This window comes from Synergistaceae bacterium, from assembly GCA_031272035.1.
Lineage (GTDB): Bacteria > Synergistota > Synergistia > Synergistales > Aminobacteriaceae > JAISSA01.
Map to the genome: position 1 here is coordinate 19,094 of JAISUO010000021.1, position 26,879 is coordinate 45,972.

20 protein-coding genes are annotated in these 26,879 nt (G+C 56.8%); 11 read left to right on the plus strand and 9 right to left on the minus strand.

Annotated features, from left to right (window positions below):
• Window positions 1-102: 102 nt before the first annotated feature.
• The 5 genes from LBR61_02355 (at window position 103) to LBR61_02375 (ending at window position 5,092) form a co-directional block, all read left to right on the plus strand.
• Window positions 103-1,119 carry a Zn-dependent oxidoreductase gene (locus tag LBR61_02355; protein MDR1730914.1) on the plus strand — a complete coding sequence of 339 codons (1,017 nt, stop codon included), beginning with the start codon at window positions 103-105 and terminating at the stop codon, window positions 1,117-1,119.
• Window positions 1,120-1,150: 31 nt separating this feature from the next.
• Window positions 1,151-2,134 (plus strand): TRAP transporter substrate-binding protein, encoded by a 984-nt coding sequence (locus tag LBR61_02360; GenBank protein ID MDR1730915.1) that lies wholly within the window; start codon window positions 1,151-1,153, stop codon window positions 2,132-2,134.
• Window positions 2,135-2,298: 164 nt separating this feature from the next.
• On the plus strand, window positions 2,299-3,405 hold the full coding sequence (locus LBR61_02365) for a mannonate dehydratase (GenBank protein ID MDR1730916.1): 1,107 nt from the start codon (window positions 2,299-2,301) through the stop codon (window positions 3,403-3,405).
• 226 nt (window positions 3,406-3,631) lie between these two features.
• Window positions 3,632-4,225 (plus strand): nitroreductase family protein, encoded by a 594-nt coding sequence (locus LBR61_02370; protein ID MDR1730917.1) that lies wholly within the window; start codon window positions 3,632-3,634, stop codon window positions 4,223-4,225.
• Between the two features lie 18 nt (window positions 4,226-4,243).
• Window positions 4,244-5,092 carry a hypothetical protein gene (locus tag LBR61_02375; protein MDR1730918.1) on the plus strand — a complete coding sequence of 283 codons (849 nt, stop codon included), beginning with the start codon at window positions 4,244-4,246 and terminating at the stop codon, window positions 5,090-5,092.
• A 111-nt stretch (window positions 5,093-5,203) separates the two neighbouring features.
• Here the strand turns inward: LBR61_02375 and LBR61_02380 are convergent, their stop codons facing one another.
• The 4 genes from LBR61_02380 to LBR61_02395 form a co-directional block, all read right to left on the minus strand.
• Window positions 5,204-6,514, minus strand: coding sequence for a sodium:proton antiporter (locus tag LBR61_02380; GenBank protein ID MDR1730919.1), 1,311 nt, complete (start codon window positions 6,512-6,514; stop codon window positions 5,204-5,206).
• A 496-nt stretch (window positions 6,515-7,010) separates the two neighbouring features.
• Complete coding sequence (locus tag LBR61_02385) at window positions 7,011-7,961, minus strand: MBL fold metallo-hydrolase (GenBank protein ID MDR1730920.1); 951 nt, start codon at window positions 7,959-7,961, stop codon at window positions 7,011-7,013.
• Between the two features lie 5 nt (window positions 7,962-7,966).
• Window positions 7,967-9,304, minus strand: a complete 1,338-nt coding sequence (rlmD, locus tag LBR61_02390; protein ID MDR1730921.1) for a 23S rRNA (uracil(1939)-C(5))-methyltransferase RlmD — start codon at window positions 9,302-9,304, stop codon at window positions 7,967-7,969.
• 39 nt (window positions 9,305-9,343) lie between these two features.
• Entirely contained in the window at window positions 9,344-10,198 is an 855-nt protein-coding gene (locus tag LBR61_02395) for a Cof-type HAD-IIB family hydrolase (GenBank protein ID MDR1730922.1), read from the minus strand.
• 126 nt (window positions 10,199-10,324) lie between these two features.
• Between LBR61_02395 and LBR61_02400 the strand changes: the two genes are divergently transcribed.
• Complete coding sequence (locus tag LBR61_02400) at window positions 10,325-10,837, plus strand: GNAT family N-acetyltransferase (GenBank protein ID MDR1730923.1); 513 nt, start codon at window positions 10,325-10,327, stop codon at window positions 10,835-10,837.
• 18 nt (window positions 10,838-10,855) lie between these two features.
• Here LBR61_02400 and LBR61_02405 read toward each other — a convergent pair whose 3' ends face one another.
• From LBR61_02405 to LBR61_02425, 5 genes are all read right to left on the minus strand, one after another.
• Window positions 10,856-12,967, minus strand: a complete 2,112-nt coding sequence (locus LBR61_02405) for a hypothetical protein (protein MDR1730924.1) — start codon at window positions 12,965-12,967, stop codon at window positions 10,856-10,858.
• Between the two features lie 20 nt (window positions 12,968-12,987).
• Entirely contained in the window at window positions 12,988-14,235 is a 1,248-nt protein-coding gene (locus tag LBR61_02410) for a dicarboxylate/amino acid:cation symporter (protein MDR1730925.1), read from the minus strand.
• Window positions 14,236-14,282: 47 nt separating this feature from the next.
• Window positions 14,283-15,140, minus strand: coding sequence for an MBL fold metallo-hydrolase (locus LBR61_02415; protein ID MDR1730926.1), 858 nt, complete (start codon window positions 15,138-15,140; stop codon window positions 14,283-14,285).
• 178 nt (window positions 15,141-15,318) lie between these two features.
• Complete coding sequence (locus LBR61_02420) at window positions 15,319-15,507, minus strand: hypothetical protein (GenBank protein ID MDR1730927.1); 189 nt, start codon at window positions 15,505-15,507, stop codon at window positions 15,319-15,321.
• The gene (locus tag LBR61_02425) at window positions 15,494-15,985 is read right to left on the minus strand and encodes a type II toxin-antitoxin system VapC family toxin (protein ID MDR1730928.1); all 492 of its coding nucleotides are present in this window, start codon (window positions 15,983-15,985) and stop codon (window positions 15,494-15,496) included. Before LBR61_02425 ends, LBR61_02420 begins: the two co-directional genes overlap by 14 nt.
• A 208-nt stretch (window positions 15,986-16,193) precedes the next feature.
• Here LBR61_02425 and LBR61_02430 point away from each other — a divergent pair, with 208 nt between their 5' ends.
• From LBR61_02430 to LBR61_02450, 5 genes are all read left to right on the plus strand, one after another.
• Window positions 16,194-17,582 (plus strand): VWA domain-containing protein, encoded by a 1,389-nt coding sequence (locus LBR61_02430; GenBank protein MDR1730929.1) that lies wholly within the window; start codon window positions 16,194-16,196, stop codon window positions 17,580-17,582.
• Entirely contained in the window at window positions 17,575-19,467 is a 1,893-nt protein-coding gene (locus tag LBR61_02435; GenBank protein MDR1730930.1) for a HAMP domain-containing histidine kinase, read from the plus strand. The genes LBR61_02430 and LBR61_02435 overlap by 8 nt, the downstream gene beginning before the upstream one ends.
• Complete coding sequence (locus LBR61_02440) at window positions 19,434-20,192, plus strand: response regulator transcription factor (protein ID MDR1730931.1); 759 nt, start codon at window positions 19,434-19,436, stop codon at window positions 20,190-20,192. The genes LBR61_02435 and LBR61_02440 overlap by 34 nt, the downstream gene beginning before the upstream one ends.
• A gap of 47 nt (window positions 20,193-20,239) precedes the next feature.
• On the plus strand, window positions 20,240-21,448 hold the full coding sequence (locus LBR61_02445; protein MDR1730932.1) for a cystathionine gamma-synthase family protein: 1,209 nt from the start codon (window positions 20,240-20,242) through the stop codon (window positions 21,446-21,448).
• Window positions 21,449-21,548: 100 nt separating this feature from the next.
• Complete coding sequence (locus tag LBR61_02450; protein MDR1730933.1) at window positions 21,549-26,729, plus strand: response regulator; 5,181 nt, start codon at window positions 21,549-21,551, stop codon at window positions 26,727-26,729.
• Window positions 26,730-26,879 lie beyond the last annotated feature (150 nt).

Here is a 26,879-nt window from a genome sequence, read left to right on the forward strand (position 1 = left end):
AACTAAAAAGTGGATCTCGAAAAATCTGTAAGACAAAATTTATAAGATTTATAAGATATGAAAATCATTCCGTTCAGGACAAAATGAAGGAGGCAAACCGGCTTGAAAGCCATTTACGTCAAAGAGCCCCACAGTCTCGAAATCGTGGACCTGAAGAACCCCTCCGCCGGGCCCGGTGAGGTGCTGGTGCGCGTACACGCGGCCGGAATCTGCGGTTCGGACATGCACATCTATCACGGAACGAACCCGCTGGCGAAGTATCCCCGCATCATCGGACACGAGTTCGCCGGAGAAGTCGCCGCTCTGGGCGAGGGCGTCCAGGGGCTCCGAATCGGCGACCACGTGGCGGTGGACCCCGTAACCAGCTGCGGCGCGTGCTACCCCTGTTCCGTGGGGCGTCACAACGTCTGCGCGAAGCTGGCGGTTTTCGGAGTTCACCGGGACGGCGGCATGACGGAGTACGTCGCCGTTCCCGCCGCCAACGCCCACGTCGTCCCGAAGGAATGGTCCTGGGAAAAAGCCGCTCTGGTGGAGCCCTTTTCCATCGCGGCCAACGTCCTCTCCCGCACCGACTGCACCGCAAAGGATCGGGTGCTGGTCATGGGAGCGGGCCCCATCGGGCTGACCGTCCTGATGAGCGCCACCCTTCTGGGGGCCAGGGTCGCCGTGGCGGACATTCTGGATTCCCGGCTGGAAGTCGCGAAACAGCTTGGAGCGGAGGTCGTCGTCAACAGCAAAACGTCGAAACTGGAGGACGAAATGCTCCAATGGACCAAAGGCGACGGCGTTCCCCTGATCGTCGACGCGGTCTGTCTTCCTCAGCTTTTCCCGTCCCTCCTGCAAATGGCGTCTGCCGCGGGGAGAGTCGCCCATCTCGGTTTTTCCGAAACCCCCATGTCCATCGTTCCCCTTGAAATAACGAAAAAAGAGCTTTCCATTCTTGGATCGCGTCTGAATTGCGGCATGTTCCCCCGGGTCATCGAATGGTTCGGCAAAGGGCTGCCCGCCGAAAAACTGATTTCCCACACATTTCCTTTTGCGAAGGCCGCGGAAGCGTTCCGTCTGATTGAGGAAAAACCGCTTGAAACCTGTAAAGTGGTATTAACTTTTCAGGGTTGACGCCCTGAAAAATTTAAAGGAGGCGGTAATTGTGAGAAAAGGATTCACTGCAGTACTGGCGCTTGCGTTGTTGTTCGTATTTGCGGGGATGGCCTCCGCCGCTCCGGAGTATACCCTGAAGCTGGGGCACCTGGCCAATGAAGATCACTCCTGGCACAAGGGGTCCGTGAAGTTCGCCGAAGAAGTGGAGAAACTTTCCGGCGGACGCATCGTCTGCCAGGTATTCCCCAACGAACAGATCGGCAACGAAGTGGACAACATTCAGGCCATCCACACGGGGATCGCTCACATGGTCATCACGGGTGAATCCATGCAGAACTGGGCTCCCACCTGCGCTCTCATCGGAGTGCCCTACATGATCCGGGACGACGATCACCGGACGAAGATCCTGACGGGCGAAATCGGCAAGGCCATCGAGAAGGAAGTCATCGAGAAGGTAAAACTGCGTCCCATTTCCACATTCCTCCGCGCTCCCCGCAACCTGACCAGCAACCGTCCCATCGCGAAGCCCGGCGACCTGAACGGGTTCAAAATCCGCGTCCCGAACGTTCCCCTGTTCGTGAAGGTGTGGGAGTCCTTCGGAGCCAAACCGACGCCGATGGCCTTCTCCGAAATTTTCACATCCCTGCAGCAGAACGTCATCGACGGACAGGAAAACCCTCTTGACCTGATCCGCAGCGGTTCTCTCTACGAAGTCCAGAAGTACGTCAACCTGACGGAGCACGTATACGGCTGGATTTATCTCACAATCGGAGAGGAATTCTTCCAGAAGCTGCCCGCCGACCTTCAGAAGGCCGTTCTCGACGCGGGAAAAGCGGCGGAAGCTCACGAGCGTGAAATCTTCCTGGCCGACGTCGCCGCCAATGAGAAGTTCCTGAAAGACCACGGAATGGAGTTCGTGACGGTGGACAAGGCCGCTTTCATCGCCCTGGCCGCCCCCTCCGTGGAGGAGTTTCTGAAATCGAAACCGGCAGAGGTACTGGAACTTTACAAAAAGAGCGTTAATCTGAAGTAAGATTTGAAGTAAGGAATCAATCTGAAAAAAGAACTAAAATTCGGCAATAAATACAATCCGGGGGACGCGCAAACGACGAACCGGCAACCGCGGGCTGTGTAATTCGCGGGGACTCCGTGTCGGCGGAATCTCGCCCCCGGATGTATATTTTGAGGTGAATTCTTATGAATCTTGCAATGGTGTTTTATCGCCACCAGTTGACCCGGGAGAACTTTCAATACGCGAAGCAGTTGGGCTGTACCCACCTTGTCATTCATCTGGTGGACTATTTTCATAAGGAAACGCCATCGGCCGCCGTCACCACGGACAACCAGCCGGTGGGGGACGAAGACGGATGGGGCGTGACGCGCAATCGGACGGTCTGGACCAAAGATGAACTCCTGGCCATCCGGCGTCAGGTCGAGGAGGAAGGGCTGAAATTCGAGGCCATCGAAAACTTCGATCCCGGTTTCTGGTACGACATTCTGCTGGACGGGCCCGAGAAGCAGAAGCAAATGGAGCAGCTGAAACAACTCGTTCGAAACATGGGAGCGGCGGGAATACCCATAATCGGCTACAACTTCAGCCTGGCGGGCGTCGCGGGTCGTGTGACGGGCAACTTCGCCAGAGGCGGAGCCGAGTCCGTCGGCGCGGACGGAAACGTCGAACGCCCGCTTCCGAAGGGCATGGTCTGGAACATGTTCTACGACCCCGACGCCCACAGCAGGGATCCCGCAGCCGTCAACGAGGCGACCCGAATCTCTCACGACGAACTGTGGGAACGGTTTTCATGGTTTATTCAGGAACTTGTCCCCGTGGCGGAGGAATCCAACGTGAAGCTGGCCGCCCACCCCGACGATCCTCCCTTCGCCTTTGTGAGGGGAACGCCGCGCCTCGTGTGGCGCCCGGAGCTCTATCAGAAACTTCTGGACGTTCGTTCCAGTCACTGCAACGCCCTCGAACTGTGCGTCGGCACTCTGGCGGAAATGAACGGCTGCAATTATTACGACGCCATCGAAAGCTACGCCTCCCAGAACGCCATTGCCTACGTCCACCTCCGGAACGTCCGGGGACGCATTCCCACCTACCACGAAACGTTCATCGACGAAGGCGACATCGACGTCTATCGGGTTCTGGAGATTCTCCACCGCAACGACTTCAGAGGCGTCATCATTCCGGACCACTCCCCTCTCGTGGCCTCTCCGTCCCCCTGGCACACGGGAATGGCCTACGCTTTGGGGTACATCCGGGCGATGATGCAGCGAGTGGAACACGACGCGCGAATAATCTGACGAGAAAATTGAAGAACGAAGCGCCGATGCAGAGGTCATGTGCAGAGATCGTGGCCGCAACGGCGCTTTCTCACCAATAACACCTGCCATCCGACCCATTTTGCGGCGTCATTTCAGAATTATTCCCCTAGGCCTCTATTTCCGGAGAACTGCAGATGTAAAAGCGGCAAATCAGCAGTAACTTATTTTCAGTCATATGGAAATAATGTGAAAGGAAGCGATTTTTATGGCAAATTTTGAACCAATATCTGCCGACCGTCCCAAAAACGCGGCCCTCCGCGAGTCCGAGACAATCCGCGTCATTATGGGACGACGCAGTATTCGAGTTTTCGAAGCTCGTCCGGTGGAACCGGAAAAAGTCGAAATCCTTTTGGAATGCGCCTTCGCCGCGCCCAGCGCCATGAACATCCGGCCCTGTCACTTCATACGCATAGACAGCCGGAAACTTCTGGACGCCATCGGCGCCGCCTCCGAACGCACCCGCATGGTGGGTTCCGCGCCTCTGGCCATCGCCGTTTGCGTGGACGTGGCAAATTACGAAAAAATCCACCATCTGACGGATGGAACCTGGATGGAGGACGGCGCCTGCGCCATGGAGAACATCCTGCTCGCCGCCCGGGCGCTGGGCCTGGAGGGCGCCTGGCTGCAAATCGCCAATCGACCCGAACGGGAAAACGTCGTCCCTCCCCTGCTGGGCCTGCCGGAGGGGTTCCGGCTTTTCTCCCTGGCCGTTCTGGGATACGGAGCGGAAATCAAGGCGCCTCACAGCGGCGTGACTCCGGATCACCTGCACTGCAACGGCTGGGAACTCTGCAAATGAAACCGGATGGAAAAAAGCATGAACATGTCGACTGAAAGGACACGAGAAGTCCAGTTTGTGAAACTGAGCCCCACGCAAAACATGACGATTCTGGTGGAAACCCCCATGGACCGGAGTCTGTATGGCAGGGTGGGAGCGGCAATTATGGCCTATGAAAACGTTTACGCGGAACAGGTCGGTTTTCTGGAACGCCCGGCGGGAAACGCGTGGGCAAGGCTGCACATGTCGGGGGGCGAATTTTGCGGCAACGCGACGATGAGCCTGGCCGCCTGGCTGGCCTTTCAAAAGGGCTATCGGGAGGGCGAAGAGCTGAAAATTCCTCTGGAGGTCTCCGGCGCGGAGGAGATTATGGAGTGCGGGATACGCCCCGCCGGAAGCGGTTATTTCGGAACGGTGCGTATGCCGCTCCCGAAAAGCATGGAGGAAATCAGGCTGCCGACGGGTAAAACGGTGAAGACATTCACCGCGGTCCACATGCCAGGCATCACCCACATCATCGCGCCTCTGAAGGACATGGGAGACGATCCCAGGGGCATGGCGCTGGAGAACGTTCAGAAATGGGGCGAGGCGCTGGAGGCTCCCGCCTTCGGCATTGTGCTCCACGACGCCGAAGCCTGCCGCATAGAGCCTCTGGTGTGCGTCAGGGAAACGGGCTCTCTCGTCTGGGAACGGGGCTGTGGCAGCGGGACCGCCGCGCTGGGCGTTTATGAAGCCCTTCGAACCGGCAAAAGCGCCGCTCTGCGGGTGGCCCAGCCTGGAGGCGTCATCGAGGTGAAGGCGGACTGTCGCGACGGAGTCATCCAAAACCTCCAAATAACGGGAAGAGTCGATATTGTCGCCCGGGGAACCGCGTTTATACCCGATTAAAGTAAAGACCCGACAATTCAAACAGGAAAAAGAAAAACGGTAACGGAGAATCGAGTTTTCCCCGTTACCGTTTTTATTGAATTGAATTTCAGCCCTTCGGAGGTCTTTACTTTAGTACAGCAGCATGGCCCCGATCATGGCAAAAATAATGAGAGGGATATTGTAATGCAGGAAGGTCGGCACACAGGTATCCCAGATGTGATTGTGCTGTCCGTCCGCGTTGAGTCCCGATGTGGGGCCAAGGGTGGAGTCGGAAGCGGGAGATCCCGCGTCTCCCAGAGCCGCGGCCGCGGCCAGAAGGCAGGCGGTGGCTCCAACGCTGAAGCCCAGTTGCGTGGCCAGAGGGCAATAAATCGCGGCTACAACGGGAATCGTTCCGAAGGAAGTTCCAATGCCCATCGTCACCAGAAGCCCGATCAGAAGCATCAGGAAGGCTCCCCAGGCCTGACTGCCTCCCACCATGTTCACGACGGCCGCAACCAGCTCGTCGACGCCTTTCGTTTCACGAATGACCGTGCCGTACCCGGCCGCAACCAGCATGATCATGGCGATGAGGCCCATGAGCTTGATCCCTCCGGCCACGGAGGAGTCGAGTTCCTTCCAGTGAATCGCTCCCGTCACCGTCATCAGAAGAAGCGCGGCCAGAGCGCCGAGGGGCAGAGAACTGGTGAGCAGCTGCACCCCGAAGGCCACAAATACCGCGGCCAGCGTCGCCAGGTGCTTCAGGTTCAGGTGATCCGTCACCGCGTGAGTTTCATCCAGGCCGGCAATTTCGCGATTCTCATAGGACCGGGGTCGGGCATAGGAAAGGAAAATGGCGCACAGCAGACCAAAGATCATCCCGCCTCCAAGAATCCAGGTGTAATGCCACATGTTGGCCTTGTCGATGGTCAGGCCATTGTTGCCCATCTCCGCGGCCAGAATGCCGTGGAAAATCATGCCGAAGCCAAAAGGCAGAGCGATATAGGGCGCTTTCAGTCCGAAGGTCAGAGAACAGGCCACCGCTCTGCGGTCGATTTTGAGCTGATTGAAAAGCTCCAGCATGGGGGGAATGAGGATGGGAATGAACGCGATGTGGATGGGGATCAGGTTCTGGGAGAGACAGGCCACCGCCGCCAGAAGAAGCAGCAGGAAAAATTTGCGTCCCCGCACGATTTCCGTCAGGCGCCTGCAGGCCAGATGAGGCAGTCCGGTGGTACTGATGGCCACGGCCAGGGTCCCCAGCAAAACGTAACTGAGGGCGGTCTCGGAATTTCCTCCCATTCCGCCGATCAGAACCTCGATCGTGCGGGCCAGAGGCATACCCGCGGCCCAGCCGGCCACCAGCGCGGAAAACAAAAGAGCCAGAAGAACATTGAGGTTGAACAAACACAGCAAAATCATCACTACAACGGAAAGAACTACAGGATTCATCAACAAGATAGCAACTCCTGCCTTTCTGTAATGTATAGAACACATAGAACAGAGAACTGTTCCATTAAAACCCCATTAAACCCCATAAAACCCGATCCCGCCGCTGCCTTTCATCTACACGCGATTTCCCGAACATGAAAAGATGAAATCATGCAGGACAAAACTATTTTTTTAGTATAGTATAAATTTTCCCATATTGCTATTCAGCAAAGATACTTAATTTTTCAAAGCCATTAGAACATAACAGCTAATCATTGTAATATTTTATTGCACTAAATTAATTTATAAAAACGTAACAAAACGGGATAATAAAACAGGAGAGACGATTGGACTTTTCTCTCCTGCTTTTGGACAACCTGAGCGGCGAAAGCGGTAACTTACGCGAAGCCCGCGGTTCGAGCCTCTGATTTCAGGTTTGACTTCAAATTTGACTTCAACTCTGTTTTCAATCTAATTTTCAATCTGATTTCAATATCTGATTTCAAATGAATGTTTCAAATGAATGTCAATCGCTTCGTTTGCAGCGCCACAGCAGGCGGCAGTTCTCCACGAAGGGCTCCACCCTGTCCTGTTCCGACAGATACGTCAAATGGGCGGAGATGGAGGTCAGATTAAGCAGCAGATGTAAAGCGTCCATCTCCAGGCCGTTGGCAACTCCGATCCGGGACAAAATTTCCTCCCGGGTCAGAGGCGTTTCAGCCTCCTTCAGAGTTCGCTCCACGGCATCGCTGATCCAGGCCAGCCCTTCTCGATTCTGCCGGACCAGTTCATGAATGTCCGACGTGACCGGCGCGTGGCAGGGTACGAACCACCTCGCCTCCGCGGCCTCGATGCGGTCCAGCGTCTTATAGGCGCTCGTCACGTCGAGCATCACGCAAAAACGATATTTGAGAAGAATCGCCGGTTCGAACAGCGCGTCCGCCAGAAAAAAAACGCCATCCGGAGTCTTTACGCCGATCATGTCGAGAAAATGTCCCGGAAGAGGCGTCGCCGTCAGCTCCGTGTCCATAATCGAATAGTCGGTATCCAGGGCCTCGCTCATGGAGGACTTCGAGATGGGAACCGCTTTGGCCTCTCCGATAAACGTCACCCGCGAAGGCTGAGCCTCGCTGAACTTCCCCCGAATCGCCCTGAAGGGCCAGGCCGACCAGAGCAGCAACGGTTCGAGAGAGGTGTGCTCCGTCAGCATTCCCTCGATGCGGGTGGTCCAGACCTCGCAGTTTGTGCGTTTTTGAATGAAGGCGTTTCCCCCGATGTGGTCGGCGTTGGAGTGGGTATTGACGATGGCCCGAAGAGGAATCCCCCGTTTTTCGTTCAGCAGTCTCAGAATTTTTCGTCCGTGGTCCTCGTCCAGACCGGTGTCGATCAGGTAACCCTGGCCTTTTTCCTCGTAATAACCGATATTTACTCGTCCTGGTATGTACCAGGTACGCTCTCCAAGCTGTATCAGTTCCATAAAAATCACCTTCTCCGTTCCAGCAGCACAACCGTTTCCACGTGAACCGTCTGCGGAAACATGTCGAACGCTCGTATGGATTTCACCGTATATTTTGTCTTCTTTTCGCCATCGGTCAGAATTTTGAGATCCCGGGCCAGGGTCGAGGGATTGCAGGAAACATACACAATCCGTTCCGGAGCAAACTCCCCTGTTTTGTCCAGAACCCGACGTTCACATCCGCTTCGGGGCGGATCCAGCACCACCGAATCATACTCTCCCGTCAGGTCCGTCATCACATCCTCCGCCCTGCCGCAGAGGGCTCGAACGTTACCGATGCCGTTGTCCTCCAGATTTTTCTTCATCAGTCCCACCGCGCCGCGCCATTCCTCCACGGCGGTCACAAAACCGACCTCAGAGAGATAGCAGGTCATGGACCCCACCCCGCTGTAAAGCTCCAGCGTTTTTCCGGCGGCAAGTCCCTGTACGTGGCGATACAGGCGAATCGACTGGTCCGTGTTGACCTGGAAGAAGGACTCCGTATCGTACCTGAGCGTCCAGCCGTCCAGACGTTCCGAGATCAGGCCGTCTCCCCGGAGCACCTCCGTCCGCTCCCCCAAAATCACGTTTCCGGGACGCAGGTTGTGATTCAGCGTCAGGGTGGTCACATTTTTCAAAATACCGCTCAAACTCGCTATTTTCTTCATTTTCGCGGTGTCCAGCCGGCTGCCGACCACCAGAGAAAACAGCGTTTCGCCGGTATGGAGTCCGGCCCGCAGAACGATATGCCTCAGAGTCCCCTTCATTTCCCGATCGCTCCAGGCGTCCATGCCCAGCTTCGGCAACTCCCTCTGAAGAACTCCGAAATGCCGGTTCAGCGGCGCGGCGTTCACAGGACAGCTTTCCAGCTGCACCAGGCGATGACTGCCAGCCTGATAAAATCCCGCCACGGGTTTGCCCCGAATCTTTCGCACGGGAAAGGAGGCCTTGTTGCGATAACCCCAGATCTGAGGGCTCGGTGCGCATTCCAGCCCGGAAAACCCCTCCTCTCGAAGATCGAACCCTCCGATACGGGCCAGCGCGTCCCGAACCAGGCCAGCCTTGAGCTCCGTCTGAAGGCCGTATTCGGCGTGCTGCAGCTGACAGCTTCCACAGCTCTCGAACACGGGACAGGCGGGAGCGATTCTGCGGGGGTGAGCTTCCTTCAGAGCCACCAGGCGCGCCACGGCAAAATCCTTTTTCCGGACGACGACCTCCGCCTCCACTGTTTCTTCCGGCAGGGCCCCCGGCACAAACACGACCCCCTCTTCCGTACGGGCAATACCGCTGCCGTCACTGGACATTTTTTCGATTTTGAGTTCCATGGCTGTTTTGATTTCTCCTGGTCAGCGCGCAATATAAAATCAGCGCAAAATATATTTTCGAAAGGCCACGGCGACCCCGTCGCAGTCGTTGGACTCCGTGACAAAATCCGCCATGGCTTTGGCTTCTTCGCAGGCGTTGCCCATGGCCACCGCAAGTCCCGCCTCCGCAAACATCGGAGTATCGTTCAGGTAGTCGCCGAAAACGCAGATTTCCTCCTTCGGGATATTCATCAGACGGGCGAGCTGACGAAGGCCATAGCCCTTGTCCACGCCCGAAGCCATAATATCGACCAGAAGCGGGTCGGAGGAGGTGGCGGCAAGTTCTTTTTTCCCGCTCAGAAATTTCCGGATACGGGCCTTCTCCTCCTCGTTCGAGCGATAAATCAGAACCTTGTGAATGGGGATCTCCAGCGCGTTTTTGTGCCCGTCGTCGAAAAACTGCAGCGGCGTTTCCTCCACGCCCGCCTCGAAGGCGATTTTATTGTAATTGATGAAACGTTCGATGCACTTCCCCTCCCGTGAAAAAAATCCCCCCTGGGGCCCCAGCGCGCAGTAGTCGAGCTTCCAGGCGGCGCAGAAGGCGAAGAGGCTTTCCGCGTCCTCCACGGGAAGGGGTCTGCAGTGAAGAACCTCGTTTTTCAGAGGGTCCACGACCGCCGCGCCGTTGCCGGAGATGAAGGGGATGTCCAGCTCCAGCCGTTTCACGTAGGCGGCAAGCATGAGGTAAAGCCGTCCGGAGCAAATCGTGGTGGCAATCCCCTGCCGCCGGCCCAGGCGAATTGCCTCCATGGCGGGCTCCGAAATTTTTTTCCCGCTGTCCAGCAGGGTTCCGTCCATATCGCAGACCACGAGGCGAATCCCTTTTCCCGCGGCCTTCCGTTCCTCTTCCGTCATTGAGAGCCTCCCCAAAAAATCTTTTCAGCCTCCAAGTATACCTGAAGACGGCATAACCTGCCCGAAAGCCGTGCTAAAATTACGAACATCCGCAAAGTCATACATCTTTTAAAGGAAGTGAAAGGCATGGACAAAGAGATGGATGTGGTTCTTCGAGCCATGACCCCGGAGGACTGGCCCCAGGTGGCCGAGATCTACCGGCAGGGCATCGAGACGGGGCTCTCCACTCTGGAGGCGGAAGTTCCCCCCTACGAAAAATGGAACCAGGCGCATATCGAAGGATGCCGCATCGTCGCTCTGATCGATGGGGAAATCGTGGGATGGGTCGTCCTCTCTCCTGTCAGCGGACGACGGGTCTACGCCGGAGTTGCGGAGGTCAGCATCTACGTCTCCGAAAGGCATCGAGGACGAAAAATAGGAGAAATTTTGCTGAAGGCCCTGATCGAGGCCTCGGAGGAAGCGGGGTTCTGGACCCTCCAGTCCGGCATACAGGACGCCAACGCCCCCAGCATCGCCCTGCACCACAAATGCGGGTTCAGGACTGTGGGGTTTCGGGAACGCCTTGGCCGCGACAAAAACGGGAGGTGGTGGAATCTCCTTCTGCTGGAGCGCCGCAGCGCAAAAAACGGGATGGAATGAGTGACGGAACAGAAAAAGTCAGTGAAAAAGTGGAACGTCCTTCCGGTCTGACCGGGGCGGAACAACTCTGAGCGTCACGGGAGCGGTTTCTCCGGAACGCATCAAAAATTCTCCCGTCTTCAGGTGAGGAATCGTCCCGGAAGGCCCTCCCCACCCCTGGACCCTGGCTTCTATCTTCGACAGGATTCGGGGAACTCCGGCCCGGCCCAGAAAAAAAGTGCCGACCTTCATGGAGAGGAACGCGTCCACGTCGTCTGGACGCCGGGAGGAGAAAAGAATCCCCAGCCCCAGCCGCTTCGCCCGCTCCATCAGAAGGGACAGACCGTCGCCGTCCATCGGGGTCCCTCCTGAAAAAGCAAAGCCGTAAGCGTCGTCTATAGCCAGCAGCACTTTCAGGCGAGCCGGAGAAACGTTGTCCCCCGACAGGGGAAAAGGCATCAAAGAGGTCAACAGGGATTTCAGCAATCGATCGGCCAGCGTTTTCTTTTCTCCGGGCAGCAGTCCGCCGAAATTCACGGCGAAAATACGCGCTTTTCCCTCAAGCACCCTTTCCATCTCGGAGGCGAGGTCCGTCTCCTGAGGGCCTGACAAATCCAAAGAGACGACCGGCTCTCCGGCGGGACGGGAACCTGCCGATTCCTCCAGCAGAACGGAGGGGATTCCAAAGGCCACGCTTTCTTCAAGAATCCGGCGCAGGAGCGTCGTCTTCCCGGCTCCGCCGTCCGCGAGAAGAACCCCATGGAGGCGAAGGTCCTGCACAGGCAGAACCACAGGGGCAATTTGTCCGGGCATGCTGCTGGAATAGCCCAAAACGATTTCCTCCCGTCGGGGTTCCACCTCGATGATCTCGTCAAAATGGAGAGCCGCCGCAGGCCGCCCCTCCGAATGAGGCTCAGGGGAGAAAAAACCCGCCGAAGAAAAATCCTCGAAGGAAGCAAGCTCGGTCACCTCGCCGCGCCTCAAACACTGATCCCGATGACGGGCACAGAGCGTCAAAAGTTCCCGCGGGGACAGAGAGCAGCCGATGAAGGCCTCCGGTCTGAAGGGCCACACCGACCAGGGCGCGGAAAAACCTTCCCGGTGAAAAGTCTCGTCGAGACGGCTGGCGATCAACATCTGCGCCACCATCGCATCGGAGAGAGGATTCAACGTTTCCCGATCGGAAAAGCAGTCAGGGGTATTCTCCCCGTCCGGCCGAAAATCCTCCGGCGCGGACACAATCGCGAAGACCCCCTCCACATCGCCGACGACACGGGCCAGTTCCTTCCGCAGCTCTCCCGCCGCGGACAAACCGCTCTTCATGACCTCGTCCGTCTGATCCACCGCCAGAAGCACAGGGCCCCGTAAGGTCAGGAGCTGGATCAGAGCGGCGAAAAGTTCGCGGAAATCTCTTTGACATTCTCTCAAAGAAAGGTGTTTTCTTTCCGGAACGCTCCACTCCGAGGTATTCTGTCCCGGGCCTTCCGCCGTCGCCTTTCCGTCGTTTTTCTCCTCGTCCTTCCGCAACCACCTCCAGGCCAGGTCGGAGCGTTCGTCGGAGCAGTTCAGGGCGAAGAGCGCCAGCAAAAGCCCCCGCAGGCCGCCGGGCAAAACGCGGCGCTCCTTTTTGAGCTCTCCGCAGATTTTGCTCACGTCCCGCTCAAGCCACTCCGACCCGCTGCTTTCGAGAAGACGGAGGTAGGCGCGGCACGCTTCCTCTTCTTTTCCCAAAAAGCTCAGGAGCTTGAGAAGCAGAAGCCGATACTGCGGTTCTCCCCGAGGGCCCGCTCTGCGCAGAGAATCCAGAGTCCCTTCCAGCAGCATCCGCCCCGCGCCCGCACCGTCCGTCGGCCTCAGGTTCCGAAGGTCGATCCAGAGAAATGACGCGCCGTGAAATTCCGGTCTTCTGAAAATTTCCTCCCGGAGGCTTCCCAGCAGGTGCGTCCTGCCCGACCCGGAGGCTCCTAAAAGAAGGCAGGCCAACGACGATGCGCCGGCCTGCAGTTTCGACAGACGTGAGAGCAGCCGATCCCGTACGTCGCGATGAAGCGCCTCGACGTGAAAGAAAGGCAAACTCCATACTTCATTCACCCGGGTTGTGGAGTCGAAGTTGACTGACGCCAGGATGTCCGGTTCACGGGTGTTTTTCACGGGTCAATTCTCACGAACCGCTATGATTTTTTCGCGTCGAAGGTTCCTTTGTCCAGCGTTTTGAGCACGGAGGCCGTCGTCACCATTCCCACCGTATCGCCCGTGACGTTCAGCATGGTGTTGGGCATGTCGATCAGCCTGTAAATGCCCGCAACCCAGGGGACGATGGTCAGGGGCAGCCCCATGCTCTGCATCATAATGGCCGACATCATGATGCCGCCGCCGGGAACGCCGGCAACTCCGGCCGCCATGATAATTCCCAAAAGACAGATGATCGCCAGCTGCGCCGGTCCAAAGTGAATGCCGTAGATCTGAGCCGCGAAAATAGCGTAGATGGGCATCTCCGCGCAGCAGGCCTGCATGTTGATGGTCGCAGCGGGAGGCGCCAGAAGGTTGACAATATCCTCAGGCACGCCGGCGCGCTCTTTGGTGCATTTCATGGTGAGCGGCAGGGTCGCGCTGGAGCTGCAGGTGGAAAACGCCAGCACCATCGCGGGATAAATATTGATGTAATGCTGCAGAGGACTGACCTTCGCGAAGACCTTCAGCAAAATCGGGAAGACAATGAGAATCAGCGTCGCATAGGCCACATACTGGGTGAGCAGCATCTTGCCGAGCCCCGTGAGCACCTCGTGCCCCAGCGTGCCGGTCACATCCGCCATCAGACAGAAGACGCCGATGGGGGCGAATCCCATAACGATCTCGACGATCCGGCTGATCAGCGTGTTGGCGTACTCGAAAAAGCGGGCCAGAGTACCGCGGATTTCGTCGTTCTTCTTCAGCGTCGCGATGGCGATGCCCACAAAGAGGGCGAACACGATGACCTGCAGGATGTTGAACTGGGCGAACGAGGCGCTCACGTTGTCGGGGAACCACTTCACGAGGCTGTCGACGATGCTGACGCCCTCCGTGCTGTACAGCCCCTCCTCAGTGAGCTTGATCCCAACGCCGGGCTGGATGATATAGGCCCAGACAATCCCGCAGAGCGCGGCCAGGCCGGAGGCGAACAGCCAGAACATCAGGAAGGTTCCCCCCACCTTCTTCAGTTTCTGCAAATCGGCGACGCTGGCCACTCCGGAAACGATGGAAAAGAACACCAGCGGCATGATCGTCATCTTCAGAAGGCGAATGAAGATGGTCCCCAGCGGCGTCGTCACCTGTCCCCACACCTCGTAGCTCCCCTTGAACACATACCCAAGAGCCGCGCCGATCACCATCATGATCAATATTTTTGTAGCCAGCCCCAATTTCTTTTTACCCTCTGCCATAAAAACAACCTCCTTTGGTGAATAAAATTTTGTATTAATTTATTGTCTCATGCTCCCGCGTACCGATACCCCGTGGACAGGGGAAACAACCGGTCTCCGAGGAGGGTCTTCAGCCGCTCATAGGGTTCCGCCCCAGTGCAGTGTCCCGTGTGAAATCGCGCGCCGGTCTCCAGAAGGTAACGCCCGATGGCGTCGAGGGTATCGGGATCTTCTCCCTCGCCGGTCAGGGGATTGCTCAGGTGGAACCCGCCGATGACCTCATCCGGAAAGGCCCCCCGAATCTCCCGAAAACGCTCCAGAATGTTGACGATTCCGGCGTGAGCGCAGCCCGTGAAAAGGTATGTCTTTCCATTTTCTTCCAGTATCAGGTTCTGTTCGTGGGAAAAACAGTCGGGGCTGAAGGCGTCGGCTTCGAAGTCGTCGGATTTGGAGGAATCCTTCGTCTTTTCGTAAAGGCAGTCGTTGACCCTGGGGTTCCACTTCGTTCCGTGGACGTCGGAGAACAGTTCGAGCCCTTTGCCGATTTTCAGGTGACGGTCGGCGAAAACGAGGCGGCTTTCTCCCGCGAAATCCTGGTTCAGCCCCGCGTACTCCATGACCCCGCTGGTCCGGAGGACGCAGTAGTGTCCAAAAGCGCCGCGGCTCACGTAAACCGGAGCCGACGGATTGATTTCCAGAAACGCGCCGAGCCCTCCGCCGTGGTCGGAATGACCATGAGAGACGATCGCCAGTTCCGCCTTCGACACGTCCAGCCCCAGTTTCTCCGCGTTTTTCGCGAAAAGCCCGCTTCCTCCCATGTCAAACAGAAGGGCGCGCCCACAGGTTTCGATGTACAGGGAAAGTCCGTGTTCCCACTCCAGGTCTTCCGAAATGGACGTATTTTCAACCAAAACGGTTACGATCATTATTTTTGCCCCTCAATTTTATTCAACTCTGTAAAAAATTATACACCTGAGACGCTCCACAAAAGAACCCGACGGGCAGAAGCGACGGAATGATTACCTGCTCAAACTTCGCACAGGCAGCAAATGTGACAGAACCTTGACAATACGATAACGAACTGTGATAAACAGAGGGCTCTGGTTACGCTCTCACTCGGTTTGGCTTTCCGGCTTTCAGATTGTTGAGAATAGCCAACCCTTTCAAGTAGTCCTGACGCGCCTCTTTCTCGTAGGCTTCGTCGCCGATTTCAAGTCGGCGATAGTAGGCATAGTCGCGGATTTTGCGAATGTCTTCCAATGTGTAATCTTTGGAGATTTTAAGCGTCGTCATCGTCAGACGCCTCCTTTTTGACGAGCATTGACGGCGGTATAATCAGTATCGGCTTCCGCATCAGGTCAAACGTCAGAAGCCGAATTCCCTCGTTGGTATCTACGTTTGCCAGGTGATTCATATTCCAGGTCAGCAGATAGTCACACTCGGCCGCGAGCGCGTGGGCGATGTGTCTGGCATCTTCAATACTTTTTGGCGGCAAAATCTTTCGTTGTATTATTCTGTCCGCGAGAGCGTAGACTTCGTCGGTCTTATCGAGGAGCGTGTATTCGATGTCGGAAATGTAACCGAACAGCGTCGCCGCTTTTTCGTGGTCACTCTTGCTAAGCTCACGGATCACGACCTCGGAGATGTACACATCGTACTTCTCAATATCGCGCCAGAATTGGCGCGTGTACTCAAATTCGCTCCTTTTCCCGGGTTGGTCCAAGTGGCTGATTGCGCTTGTGTCGAGATAGATTTTGAATTTACGGGGCATAATGTCACCTCCATTTCACTGACCATTGTACTACTTGTTTTTTCTTGTTTTTTCTCGTTTTCTGTCTGACTTATGGGGAACATTATAAAAAAAGCCCTGACGTTTGCGGCGAACCCATTATGTTCACAAATTTGTAACAAATCGATAACGCGGGTGTGACAACTTCAGGCCCGCGTTTTTATATTCTCTTTGTCAGGAGGTGACGTCAATGTCACGTAAATCAATATCACGTAAAGTTGAAGGAACATCGATCGTATTACTGGCTGTGGCGGTATTGCTGTTTGGAAGCGCCGGTTCGCTTTTCGCGGAAACTCCGGCCGTCGTCCTGGAGGTTGGCGCGGACACGCCGGTTGTCATGGCGCGTTCGGAGTCAGATTCAGAAAAAACCTCGATCGTGACCGTGAGAGCGCTCCTGCGTCCGGAGAAAAAAGGCTCCCGTTCCCGTCCGCCCCTTGCGGTGGCCGTCGTGATCGACAAGTCGGGGTCCATGGGGTCCGGCGGCAAGATGCGGAACGCGAAGCTGGGCGCTCTCGAAGCGCTGCGGCTGCTGGACGAAAGAGACAGGGCGGCTCTGGTGATCTATGACTCCTCCGCCAGAGTGCTCGTCCCTGCCAGACCGGCCGGGGATATGCGACGCTTCGAAAGAGCTCTGTCCCGCGTGCAGGCTGACGGCAACACGGCCCTTTGGAGCGGGGTCAGCCTCGGCATCGAAGAAATCGTCTCCCTGACGGAGGATGGCTATGTGCCCCGGATCGTCCTTCTGTCCGACGGGCTCGCCAACGTGGGCCCATCTTCTCCCAGGGACCTGGCTCGCCTCGGGCGCTCGGCCGCGGAGCAGGAGGTGACGATAACGACGATCGGTCTGGGCCTCGACTACGATGAGGATCTGATGACGGCGCTGGCATCCGAAAGCGGGGGCAACGCCTATTTCGCAAAGGATCCGGCCTCTCTGGCCGACATTTTCAAACGCGACATGAAGGACGCCGTGGCGCTCACCGGGCGGCGGCTGAAGGTGACGTTTTCCTGCGAAGGCGGAACGAAACCCGTCAGACTCGTGGGACGCTCAGGCAGGACCAGCGGCGCTATAATAGAAACAGAAATCGAAAATTTGTATGGAAATGAAAAATATGCCCTGTTCGAACTGGAAATTCCAAAGGGCGAGGACGGCACGAGGTTCCGGGCGGGAACGATGAGCGTCGAGTACATCGATGCGGCAAGCGGCGCGCCCATTACCCTGAAGGCTCCTCTGGAAATCGCCTGTACAGCGAAAATGGAGGAAGTGGCGCAAAAGCGTGATTCGGATATTGCCTCTCAGGTCGAGATGGCCAAAAACGCGGAAATACGCGATGAGGCCGTGAGGCTGGCGGATGCGGGACAGGCGCAGGCCGCGGCGGATTTGTTGAGGGAGAGGTCGCAGTATCTTTCCGAGATGGCCCCGACGGCCGCGGCCCCCGAGGCGATGCGGGAAGAAATATCGGATTTCGAAGGAATGGCGTTGTACATGACGGAGAACGGAACGATGTCGAACGAACAGCGCAAGGCGACTCGCAACAAGGCTTACAGAACGAAAAATCAGCAGTCGGGAGAAGATGATTAAACGGGCTCGTACGCTTCTCGCGGTGTTTGTACTGGCGGTGCTCCTGCCGAGCATCGCCCTCAGCATGCTTGCGCTCAGAGCGGCCGAACGCGAATCGGCCTATGTGGAACGTCGTCTGGAAGGAGCGATCGCGGCGGAGGTCGACCTGGCGGTACAGGCGGTGGAACGTCTGATTGAAAGCGTCCACGACTCTCTGGCCCGGGAGGCGGGCTCGGTCCCGTCTCCAACGACGCCGGAGAAATGGAGAGCTTCCAACCCCTTCGTGAAGGTCGTGTTCGCGCAAAAAAACGGGCGCCTCGAAGTGTGGGGAGAAAACTCCCCGGAGGAACGGCTTTTCAGGGAGGACTTTCAGGCTTTTCTCAACCGGGACGCGCGCCTGCCCGTTTACGACCTCGTGACCCGCGTCTACAGAACGATCCCGGCGGATTTTTCAGGTGGAGTACAAACTGGAATGCAAACGAATGAGAGGCAGACGAAATACCGGAGCAGCTCCGGAATACTCCGGCAGAAAACCGAGAGCAGAATGGCTCTGAGCGCCGAAACCCGGGAAAAGGTCTTCGAACAGGCCTCCCAGGAGGGGTTCGAAATCCTGCGGAGAAATGTGATTCCCCGCGTCCAAAGCGAGGCTGGCGCAGTTCCAGCGGCCCCGGCGGCGGCCTCTCCCAAAATTCCCGCATCTTCGATGGCTCACAAGATGGACGACGCCGCCGTTCGATCGAGAACGGTTTCGAAGAATCGATCTTTCGAAGAGCTTCGCGGGGAGTCGGAAGGCGGGCTACTGCCCTATTTATCGGCGGAGGGTCTGGAGGTGCTCTTCTGGAAACAGGCCGAGGACGGAGGGGCGGTCGGCTGCACTCTTCGCATGGACGAGTTTCGGGACAGAGTCGCCGCCGGGATCTCGAACATTTTATCGGATGTCCGCATTTTGACGATACTGGACGAGAACGGAACCCCCCTCGTCACCCCCGACAGAAGCGACGGCGCGCCCGCTGTGGACTGGAGCAGGCCCTTCGTCGCCAGAGAAATATCTCCGACCCTGCCCCGCTGGGAGGCGGGAGCGTGGCTTCTCGACCCGCGGATGTTCGCCGCCCGCGCCGACTACGTCAAAACGGTGGTCTGGGTTCTGGTGGCAATTCTTTTTTCCGTCATCATCGCGGGAAGCCTGGCCGCGATACGCATGATGTCTTACGAAATGCGGGTGGCCTCCCAGAAAACCACGTTTGTGGCAAACGTCTCCCACGAACTGAAAACGCCCCTCACGTCCATAAAACTTTACGCCGAACTGCTTCTTTCCGGACGGCAGACGAACGAGGAGCGCAAACGCGAGTACCTTCGCACGATGATGTCCGAGTCCGACCGTCTGGCGCACCTGGTGGACAACGTGCTGTCTTTTTCCAGACGAGGCGGTGAGAAATTCCAAACGGAGCTCGTCTCGCTCTCCCATATTGCCAGGGAAACGACGGACCAGCTGGGCCCTCACATGTCCAAACTGGGGTTCACGGTGTCTTTGACCGCGCAGGAGGACGTCTGCGTTCAGGGAAATCCCGCGGCATTGAAGCAGGTCATCATGAACCTGCTCTCCAACGCTGAAAAATACTCGGGAGAGCACAGGGAAATCGAGGTTCGATGCCGCTCGAAAAACGGTTTTGCCCTCTGTGAGGTGGCCGACCGGGGAATCGGGGTTCCCCGGGGGATGGAGGAGAAAATTTTTCAGGAGTTCGTCCGGGGAGACGACACGCTCACGGCTCCCCGAAGCGGGACGGGGCTGGGCCTTTCCATTGCCCGAGACATTGCCCGGCGGCACGGCGGCGACGTCCAATACGCCCCGAGAGACGGAGGAGGAAGTGTTTTTTGTCTGGTTCTGCCGGAGGTGAGAAAATCCTGAACGAAAAAATACTCGCGGCCGAAGACGACCCGGCGATCCTGGCCGGCGTCTGCGACCTGTTGAAGCTCGAAGGCTACGAAGTTCTGGAGGCCGCAAACGGGGCGGTCGCGCTGGAACTTTACAAAAAATACCGCCCGGACCTCGTGATTCTCGACGTCATGATGCCGCTTCTGAGCGGATACGACGTCTGCCGCGCGATCCGCCGCGAGGACGAGCTCACTCCGATTCTGATGCTCACGGCGAAAGGGGAAGAAGTGGACAAGGTCGTCGGACTCGAACTGGGGGCGGACGATTATATTGTAAAACCCTTCGGCGTATCCGAACTTCTGGCGCGGGTGCGGTCCGCTCTGCGCAGGGCCGCTTTCAGCAAAAAACACGCCGAAGCCGGCGGCGAACCCGAAGCATCTCTCCTGCGCATTGGGGCCGTCGTGGTCGATTTTGACGGAATGGTCGTCAGAAAAGAGGGCAAAACCCTTCCGCTTACCCCAAAGGAGACGGAGCTTTTAAAATATTTTACGGCCCATCCCGGCAGAGTTCTTTCCCGGGAGACCCTGCTGGACGCCATTTGGGGAATCGACGCGGACAGCGACATCACCACGCGCTCGGTGGATACCCACGTGGCCCGTCTGAGACAGAAAATAGAGTCGGATTCAAAATCCAGAGTCATCGAAACCGTTCACGGCGCCGGTTATAAATATGTGGAACCCGAAGTTGAGATTTCATAAATAGATTTCATAAATTTTTCATAAACTTTAAACAGGAAAAGGGGAAAATGATGACTAAGGCGAGTTTCAGGGACATTGGAATGGGAACAAAGGTTGTCTGGGCCGGGGAAAAGGAGCAGCTCGTGCATCGGGCGACCCAGGTTCCGGTCGTCGTCAGCGTGGCATATGGATACGACGATATGGACGAATGGTATGACGTCTCCGTCGGCAAAAAACCCGGCCATATCTACGGCCGAAACACAAATCCCACGGTAAGGGCTTTCGAGGACAAAGTCCGGGCGCTTGAGGGCGCGGAGGCGGCGACGAGCTTTGCAACGGGAATGGCGGCCATCAGCAATACCCTGTACACCTTTTTGCGCCCGGGGGATCGCGTGGTGACGATAAAGGATACCTACGGGGGAACCAACAAGATCTTCACGGAGTTTCTGCCCAGGCTGAACATCGACGTCGCCTTCTGCGACACGGGGAACCACGCGGAGATCGAGGCGGAAATCAAAAAAGGCTGCAAACTTCTGTATCTTGAGACTCCGACCAACCCCACGGTAAAAATAACGGACATCGCGCGCATGTCGAAAGCCGGAAAAGCCGTCGGAGCCATCGTCGTCGTGGACAACACGTTTGCGACGCCTGTATGCCAGAATCCGCTGGCGCTGGGAGCCGATCTCGTGCTTCACAGCGCCACGAAATTCCTCGGCGGGCACGCGGATGTTCTGGGCGGCGTCGTATGCGGAAACAAAGAGTTTGTGGAGCAGATCTTCCATTACAGGGAGATAAACGGGGCCACGCTGGCGCCCTGGGAGGCTTATCTGCTTTTAAGAGGAATGAAGACGCTTAAACTCCGCGTTCTGAAGCAGACCGAAAACGCCGCGGCGCTTGCGCGGTTTCTGGAAAAGCAGGAGCTTGTGGAGGCGGTGTATTACCCCGGGCTTCCAACCCATGTCCACCATGACGTGGCGAAAAAGCAGATGAGCGCCTTCGGCGGCATGCTCAGTTTTGCCCTGAAGGGCGGCATGGACAGCGTAAAAATCCTGCTGCCGCGGCTCAAATACGCAAATCTTGCGGCAAACCTCGGAGCGGTGGAAACGACCTACGGTCCCGCGAGAACGACAAGCCACGTGGAATGCACGCCGGAAGAGCGCAGGGCGATGGGGATCCCCGACGGGCTCGTCCGGATCTCCGCCGGCATTGAGGAGGCGGAGGACCTGATCGCCGATCTGGAAGAGGCCTTTGCCTGTTTGAAAAAGCATATCAAATAATGCCCTGACAGATGAAACGGGGCAAAAATATGTTATCATTTGTGCTATTTCATAAAAAACCCGATGCCGCCAGGCCGCAGAGGAAAGGCAGCGAAAATCGATGAAAAAATTTGCGCTTTTTTCATGCCTCAGAATCTCATGCCTCAGAATCCTGATCTGCCTCACGCTGACGCTGCTCTTCGCGATGCCGGCGGCAGGAGAGTCCCATCGGGAGTTTCTGTCCAGATACAGTCAGGCCCGTTTCGCCGATCTGGGGCAGATTTCACTTTCGTCAGCCCGCAAAATTCTCCAGACGAAAGACGGTTACATCTGGATAGCGAGTTATAACGGCCTGATTCGTTTCGACGGAAGAAACACGCGGATTTATGAAAAAAGCTCCGACACCTTTCCATCGAACAACATCACCACCCTCTGCGAAACGCGGGACGGCACGCTCTGGGCGGGAACCAACGACGCGGGAGTCGCGCTGCTGCAAAAAGGACAGCTCAAACTTTTCGACACCGGCTCCGGCCTCCCCTCCAACTCGGTTCGAGCCGTCAGGGAAGATCGGGAGGGAAATGTCTACGTCGCCACCGTGTCCGGAATCGTGCGCTTCGACACTGATCTTCAAATCGTTCCGATCACCTTCGGAGAAAAGGAGCCGCTCCAGATCGTCGACATGGACGTTTCCCCCACAAACGAGCTATGGTGCGCTCTGAGCGACGGCGGGCTGATCGCCGCGAAGAAGGAGGCCGTCACGAGAAAATTCCCCTCCCGTACCCTCGTGGGGCTCTCCATCTGCGCGATTTACTGCGCAGAGGACGGTTCCGTTTACGCGGGGTCCGCGGGAGGCAGCGTGGTCCGGTTCGACCCCGCCAGCCTGGAAGGCCCGGCCATGGGAAATCCAAAGATTATCAACGCGAAAAGCAACGTGAAGATCAACTCCTTTTTCGCGGACAATTCGGGGAAAATATGGGTTTGCATGGACGCGGGAACGGGCTATATCGAAAACGGGGAATTCCATCCGGTGGACGGTCTTTTGCTCAACGGCCCCATTGAGAGCATGACCGAGGACCACGAGGGCAATTTATGGTTCACCTCGTCCCGAACCGGAGTCGCTCTTGCGTCGAAAACCCGGTTCAAAAACGAATTTTTCACGGCCGGACTTTCTGAAGAGACCGTAAACGCCGTGACGCGGCTCGCCGACAGATTATACATCGGTACGGATCACGGTCTCGTCATCATCGACGAATCCGGAGAGAGAATCGAAAACGATCTGACGAAAAAACTCGCCGGCATGAGAGTGAGATCCCTGCTGGCGGATAACTCGGAAAACCTCTGGATCTGCACGTATCAGGGCATCGGACTTCTGCGCTTCAGAGAGGGGTCGGACATGACCGTTCTGACGGAGCAGGAGGGACTGCCGGGCAGCCGGCTGCGCGCTCTGTACCCCTCTGTCGACGGGGGCGTTCTCGTGTGCAGCGCGGAGGGAATAGCGCTGATCAGCGGAGACCGGCGGCCCGAATTCGATCAAATGCCCGACCAGCTCGCTCAAATGGACTATAAGGTGATCCGGACCTGGCAGAAGGAGGACGGGCTGACGTACCCCGTGATACTGAACATCCTGCAAACTCCGGATGGAACGATATACGCGGGCAGCGACGGCGGAGGAATCTACGAAATCCGGGACGACAGAATTTTCAACATCAACGAGAAGGACGGCCTGAGCTCCGGAATCATTCTGCGCATGACTTTCGACGGGGACTACTCCGGCATATGGATTTCATCGGGGAACGGCATCGCCTTCGCATCCCTCGACGGCGATAAAAACACGTCGTCCGGGCTGAAAATCCACCGCATTGACAAACTGGGCAGGTACGCCGACAACGTTTTCGCCATGAGACTGGCGCCTCCGGACAAAATATGGCTGATCGGCTCATCGGGTATTTACATCTGCAGCAGATCCAGCCTGCTTTCGGACAAACCCCTCGACATCGACTGCATTCAGGACGGGACGGCATTTCACGTTACGGCCAACTCCTGGAGCTACCTGACCGATGCCGGAAAACTCTACATTCCCTGTACAGAGGGTCTATACAGCATCGAAGATACAAATGTCTATACGGTGCATCCAAAGCCGAAACTCGCAGTCAACAGTATTTCGCTGGATGACCGGATTCTGGAAAATCCGGGCAGCACGGTTATGGTCCCCTCCGATGTGCACAAAATCACGGTAGACGTCGCTGTCCTTTCGTATTCTTCGCCCATGAGCAACAGCATCACGGCGTATCTGGAGGGTTTCGACAGGAAGTTGGTCCGTCTCGACCGGGAAAGAGGATCGTCCCTGAGCTACACGAACCTCAGAGGCGGAGAGTACCTGCTGCATCTGAACGGGTTCAGCAAGGACGGGGGCAAAAGCGACGAACTTGTCATTCGTATCGTCAAGGAGCGGGGATTTATGGAAACCCCCGAACCCTGGCTGCTTGCGGCTCTGCTGGGGGCGGGCCTCTGCATTATGATCGCAAAACTCTACAACGGGGCCAAAATGGTCCGGCAAAACAAGCTGATCAAGGCCGTCAACGAGGCCGCTTCTCTTCTGCTGGCGGATTCCGAGGGCGGAAACGCAGTCACGATGGAGCAGGCTCTGGGTTTACTGGCAGCCAGCGTAGGGGCCGACGCCGCTTCACTCTGGCGCTTTTTCGGCGAAGAAGACGCCAAAAACGCCGAATTGATCGTCGAATGGCAAAGATCGGACCTGAAAGAAGACTCTGTGAAACGTTCTTCCCGATGCGTCCCCCAGGGCGCCTTCATCCCAAGCTGGAGAGAGAAACAGGACGCCGCGCCGCCGATTTTGACCGTCATTGCGGGCGCGATCGCCCCTTCCGCCGGTATTCTGCCGGATGACGTCTTTGCAGGGGCAAATTCCATAACGGCCATTCCCCTCACCATCCAGGGGGAATTCTGGGGGTTCGTCTGCTTCGCGAACTACCGGAACACCCGAACCTGCTCCAGGGCACAGAAAAATATTCTGGCTTCCGGTGGACTGCTTCTCGCGTCGTCCGCCGTACGGGGCGATACGATGAAAAACCTGATTCAGGCGAAAGAAACGGCGCTGGCTGGCACGAAGGCCAAAAGCGATTTCCTTTCCCGCATGAGCCATGAGATACGCACGCCCATGAACGCCATCATGGGATTTTCCGAGCTGGTTTTAAGAGAAGAGCTGACGCCCACGGTGTACAACCACGCGGTCAGCATCAGACAGGCGGGAAGCAACCTGCTGGCCATCGTCAACGACATTCTCGACCTCTCCAGAATCGAATCCGGTCGTTTTGAAATTCAGTTTTCTCCCTATTACCTTTCTTCGGTCATCAACGATGCGGTGAGCATGGTGCGAACCCGCCTGACGGAGGAATCCATTCGATTTGTGGTGTACGTGGATCCCGAGCTGCCCTACAAGCTCCTTGGAGACGAAACCCGAATCCGGCAGGTGTTGGTCAACATTCTCATGAACGCGGTCAAGTACACGAAAAAAGGTTTTGTGGCCCTGTCAGTGGAGGGCCGTCAGAAGAACGACGAAATCATCACCCTCATCATGACCGTCGCCGACAGCGGAATAGGCATAAAACCGGAAGATCAGAAAAAACTGTTCAGCGCCTTCACCCGGGTGAACACGGCAGAAACCGCGGGGATCGAAGGCACGGGCCTGGGGCTTGCCATAACGAAAAATCTGTGCGAAATGATGGGGGGAACGCTGTCTTTCGAGAGCGAATACGGGCGGGGATCCACCTTCGTCATATCCATTCCCCAGACGCTGAACGGGACGGAAAAAATCGCCTCCGTCCACTCTCCGGAGCATCGGGCGGCCCTTGTATTCGAAGCCCGGGAGCTTTGCGGGGAATACATTCAGCGCTCCTTCAAAAGCCTGGGGATCCCCTGCGTTTGGGTCAAAGACGAGCGCTCCTTCACAAAAGAAATCGAGAATCCGTCGCTGCCCTACTCCCACGTATTTCTGTGGCAGGCCATTCTGGAGCGCGCCCTGTCTCTCATGGACAAATACGGACTCAGGGCCATCCCCATCGCCATGGCGAACTACGAAGTGGAGTCCATTTCCTCCACCGTGGCGACCCTCCCCACACCCATCCACTCCATATCCATCGCGAACGCGATGAACGGCGAGATCAGCGCCATGCATCGACACCGACTGGACTTTCAGGACGCGGCTCGCTTTACGGCGCCGGAGGCCAGAATTCTGGTGGTGGACGACGTGGCTGCGAATCTGACCGTCGCCCGGGGGCTGCTGGCCCCCTTCGAAATGCAGATCGACTGCTGCTCCAACGGTCCGGAAGCTCTGAAGATGGTTCGAAAACATCGATACGACCTGGTGCTCATGGACCACATGATGCCCGGAATGGACGGAGTCGAAACCGCGAAGCAAATTCGGAGTATGGATGACAGGGATCCTTTTTATCGGGAATTGCCGATTATCGCCCTGACGGCCAACGCCGTGGTGGGAATGCGGGAAATGTTCCTGGAAAACGGCATGGACGACTACATCTCTAAACCCATAGAATCCCGAAAGCTGTACGAATTAATGAATAAATGGATCCCCAGAGAAAAACGGAAAATCTCGGACACGATTCCGGAAATGGCGGAAAATTCGGAGGAAGATGCGGTACTCGCCGAGCTCGACGCGATCTCCGACCTGGACGTGGCCGACGCGGTTTCGCTGATGGGGAGCGCCGCCAGCTACCTCTCCACTCTCAGGCAAATTCAGGACGATCTGAAAACTCTGACCACGGAGATACGCGACCTGGCGGAAAAGGCCGAATGGAAGGACTACGGAATAAAGGCCCATGCGGCAAAGGGAATTTTGGCCACCATCGGCGCGAAAAAACTTGCGGAAAAAGCCAGCGTCCTCGAAAAAGCGGCTAAAAACGGAGATTACGAAACCTGCGGGAAAAACACGGATGAGCTCTGCGAAAAAATGCTGGACCTGAGCGAAGCGATGCTGAAAACCTCCCTCATGGAGGGCGTCGAACCCTCCGTGGCGCGTCAGCGAACCGACGCCGCCACTTTGTCGGAAGCGGTTCGGCGTCTGGCCGAAGCCTGCGATTCCGGCAATCTCGACCGGGTGCGCGACGCCGCGAAAAACCTGGCCGCGCTGGGATACGACGACGAAACGGACGCCATGCTGAACGAGATCGCCGAGCTGGCGGATTCCTTCGACTTCGAAGAAGCTTCGACCCTTTGCGCCCGCCTGCTGGAACTTTTGGACGGAGTCAGGCAGGATACTGCAAAATAAAACCCCGGAGGTTCCGGGGTTTTTCGTTTTTATTTTTTCTGAGTGTCGCGGTAAAATTCGTAAGCGGATTTGTCGGTGTAATTTTCGTGGACGACTTTTTCGATCGCCTGGACCATGGCGACAGGATCCTCCGCCTGGAAGATGTTGCGT

Excerpts from the sequence above, each read along its gene's own strand:
- LBR61_02365 (MDR1730916.1), top strand. The coding sequence starts at position 2,299 with ATGAATCTTGCAATGGTGTTTTATCGCCACCAGTTGACCCGGGAGAAC.
- LBR61_02370 (MDR1730917.1), top strand. The coding sequence starts at position 3,632 with ATGGCAAATTTTGAACCAATATCTGCCGACCGTCCCAAAAACGCGGCC.
- LBR61_02375 (MDR1730918.1), top strand. The coding sequence starts at position 4,244 with ATGAACATGTCGACTGAAAGGACACGAGAAGTCCAGTTTGTGAAACTG.
- LBR61_02385 (MDR1730920.1), bottom strand. The coding sequence starts at position 7,961 with ATGGAACTGATACAGCTTGGAGAGCGTACCTGGTACATACCAGGACGA.
- rlmD (MDR1730921.1), bottom strand. The coding sequence starts at position 9,304 with ATGGAACTCAAAATCGAAAAAATGTCCAGTGACGGCAGCGGTATTGCC.
- LBR61_02395 (MDR1730922.1), bottom strand. The coding sequence starts at position 10,198 with ATGACGGAAGAGGAACGGAAGGCCGCGGGAAAAGGGATTCGCCTCGTG.
- LBR61_02400 (MDR1730923.1), top strand. The coding sequence starts at position 10,325 with ATGGACAAAGAGATGGATGTGGTTCTTCGAGCCATGACCCCGGAGGAC.
- LBR61_02410 (MDR1730925.1), bottom strand. The coding sequence starts at position 14,235 with ATGGCAGAGGGTAAAAAGAAATTGGGGCTGGCTACAAAAATATTGATC.
- LBR61_02415 (MDR1730926.1), bottom strand. The coding sequence starts at position 15,140 with ATGATCGTAACCGTTTTGGTTGAAAATACGTCCATTTCGGAAGACCTG.
- LBR61_02420 (MDR1730927.1), bottom strand. The coding sequence starts at position 15,507 with ATGACGACGCTTAAAATCTCCAAAGATTACACATTGGAAGACATTCGC.
- LBR61_02425 (MDR1730928.1), bottom strand. The coding sequence starts at position 15,985 with ATGCCCCGTAAATTCAAAATCTATCTCGACACAAGCGCAATCAGCCAC.
- LBR61_02430 (MDR1730929.1), top strand. The coding sequence starts at position 16,194 with ATGTCACGTAAATCAATATCACGTAAAGTTGAAGGAACATCGATCGTA.
- LBR61_02435 (MDR1730930.1), top strand. The coding sequence starts at position 17,575 with ATGATTAAACGGGCTCGTACGCTTCTCGCGGTGTTTGTACTGGCGGTG.
- LBR61_02445 (MDR1730932.1), top strand. The coding sequence starts at position 20,240 with ATGATGACTAAGGCGAGTTTCAGGGACATTGGAATGGGAACAAAGGTT.
- LBR61_02450 (MDR1730933.1), top strand. The coding sequence starts at position 21,549 with ATGAAAAAATTTGCGCTTTTTTCATGCCTCAGAATCTCATGCCTCAGA.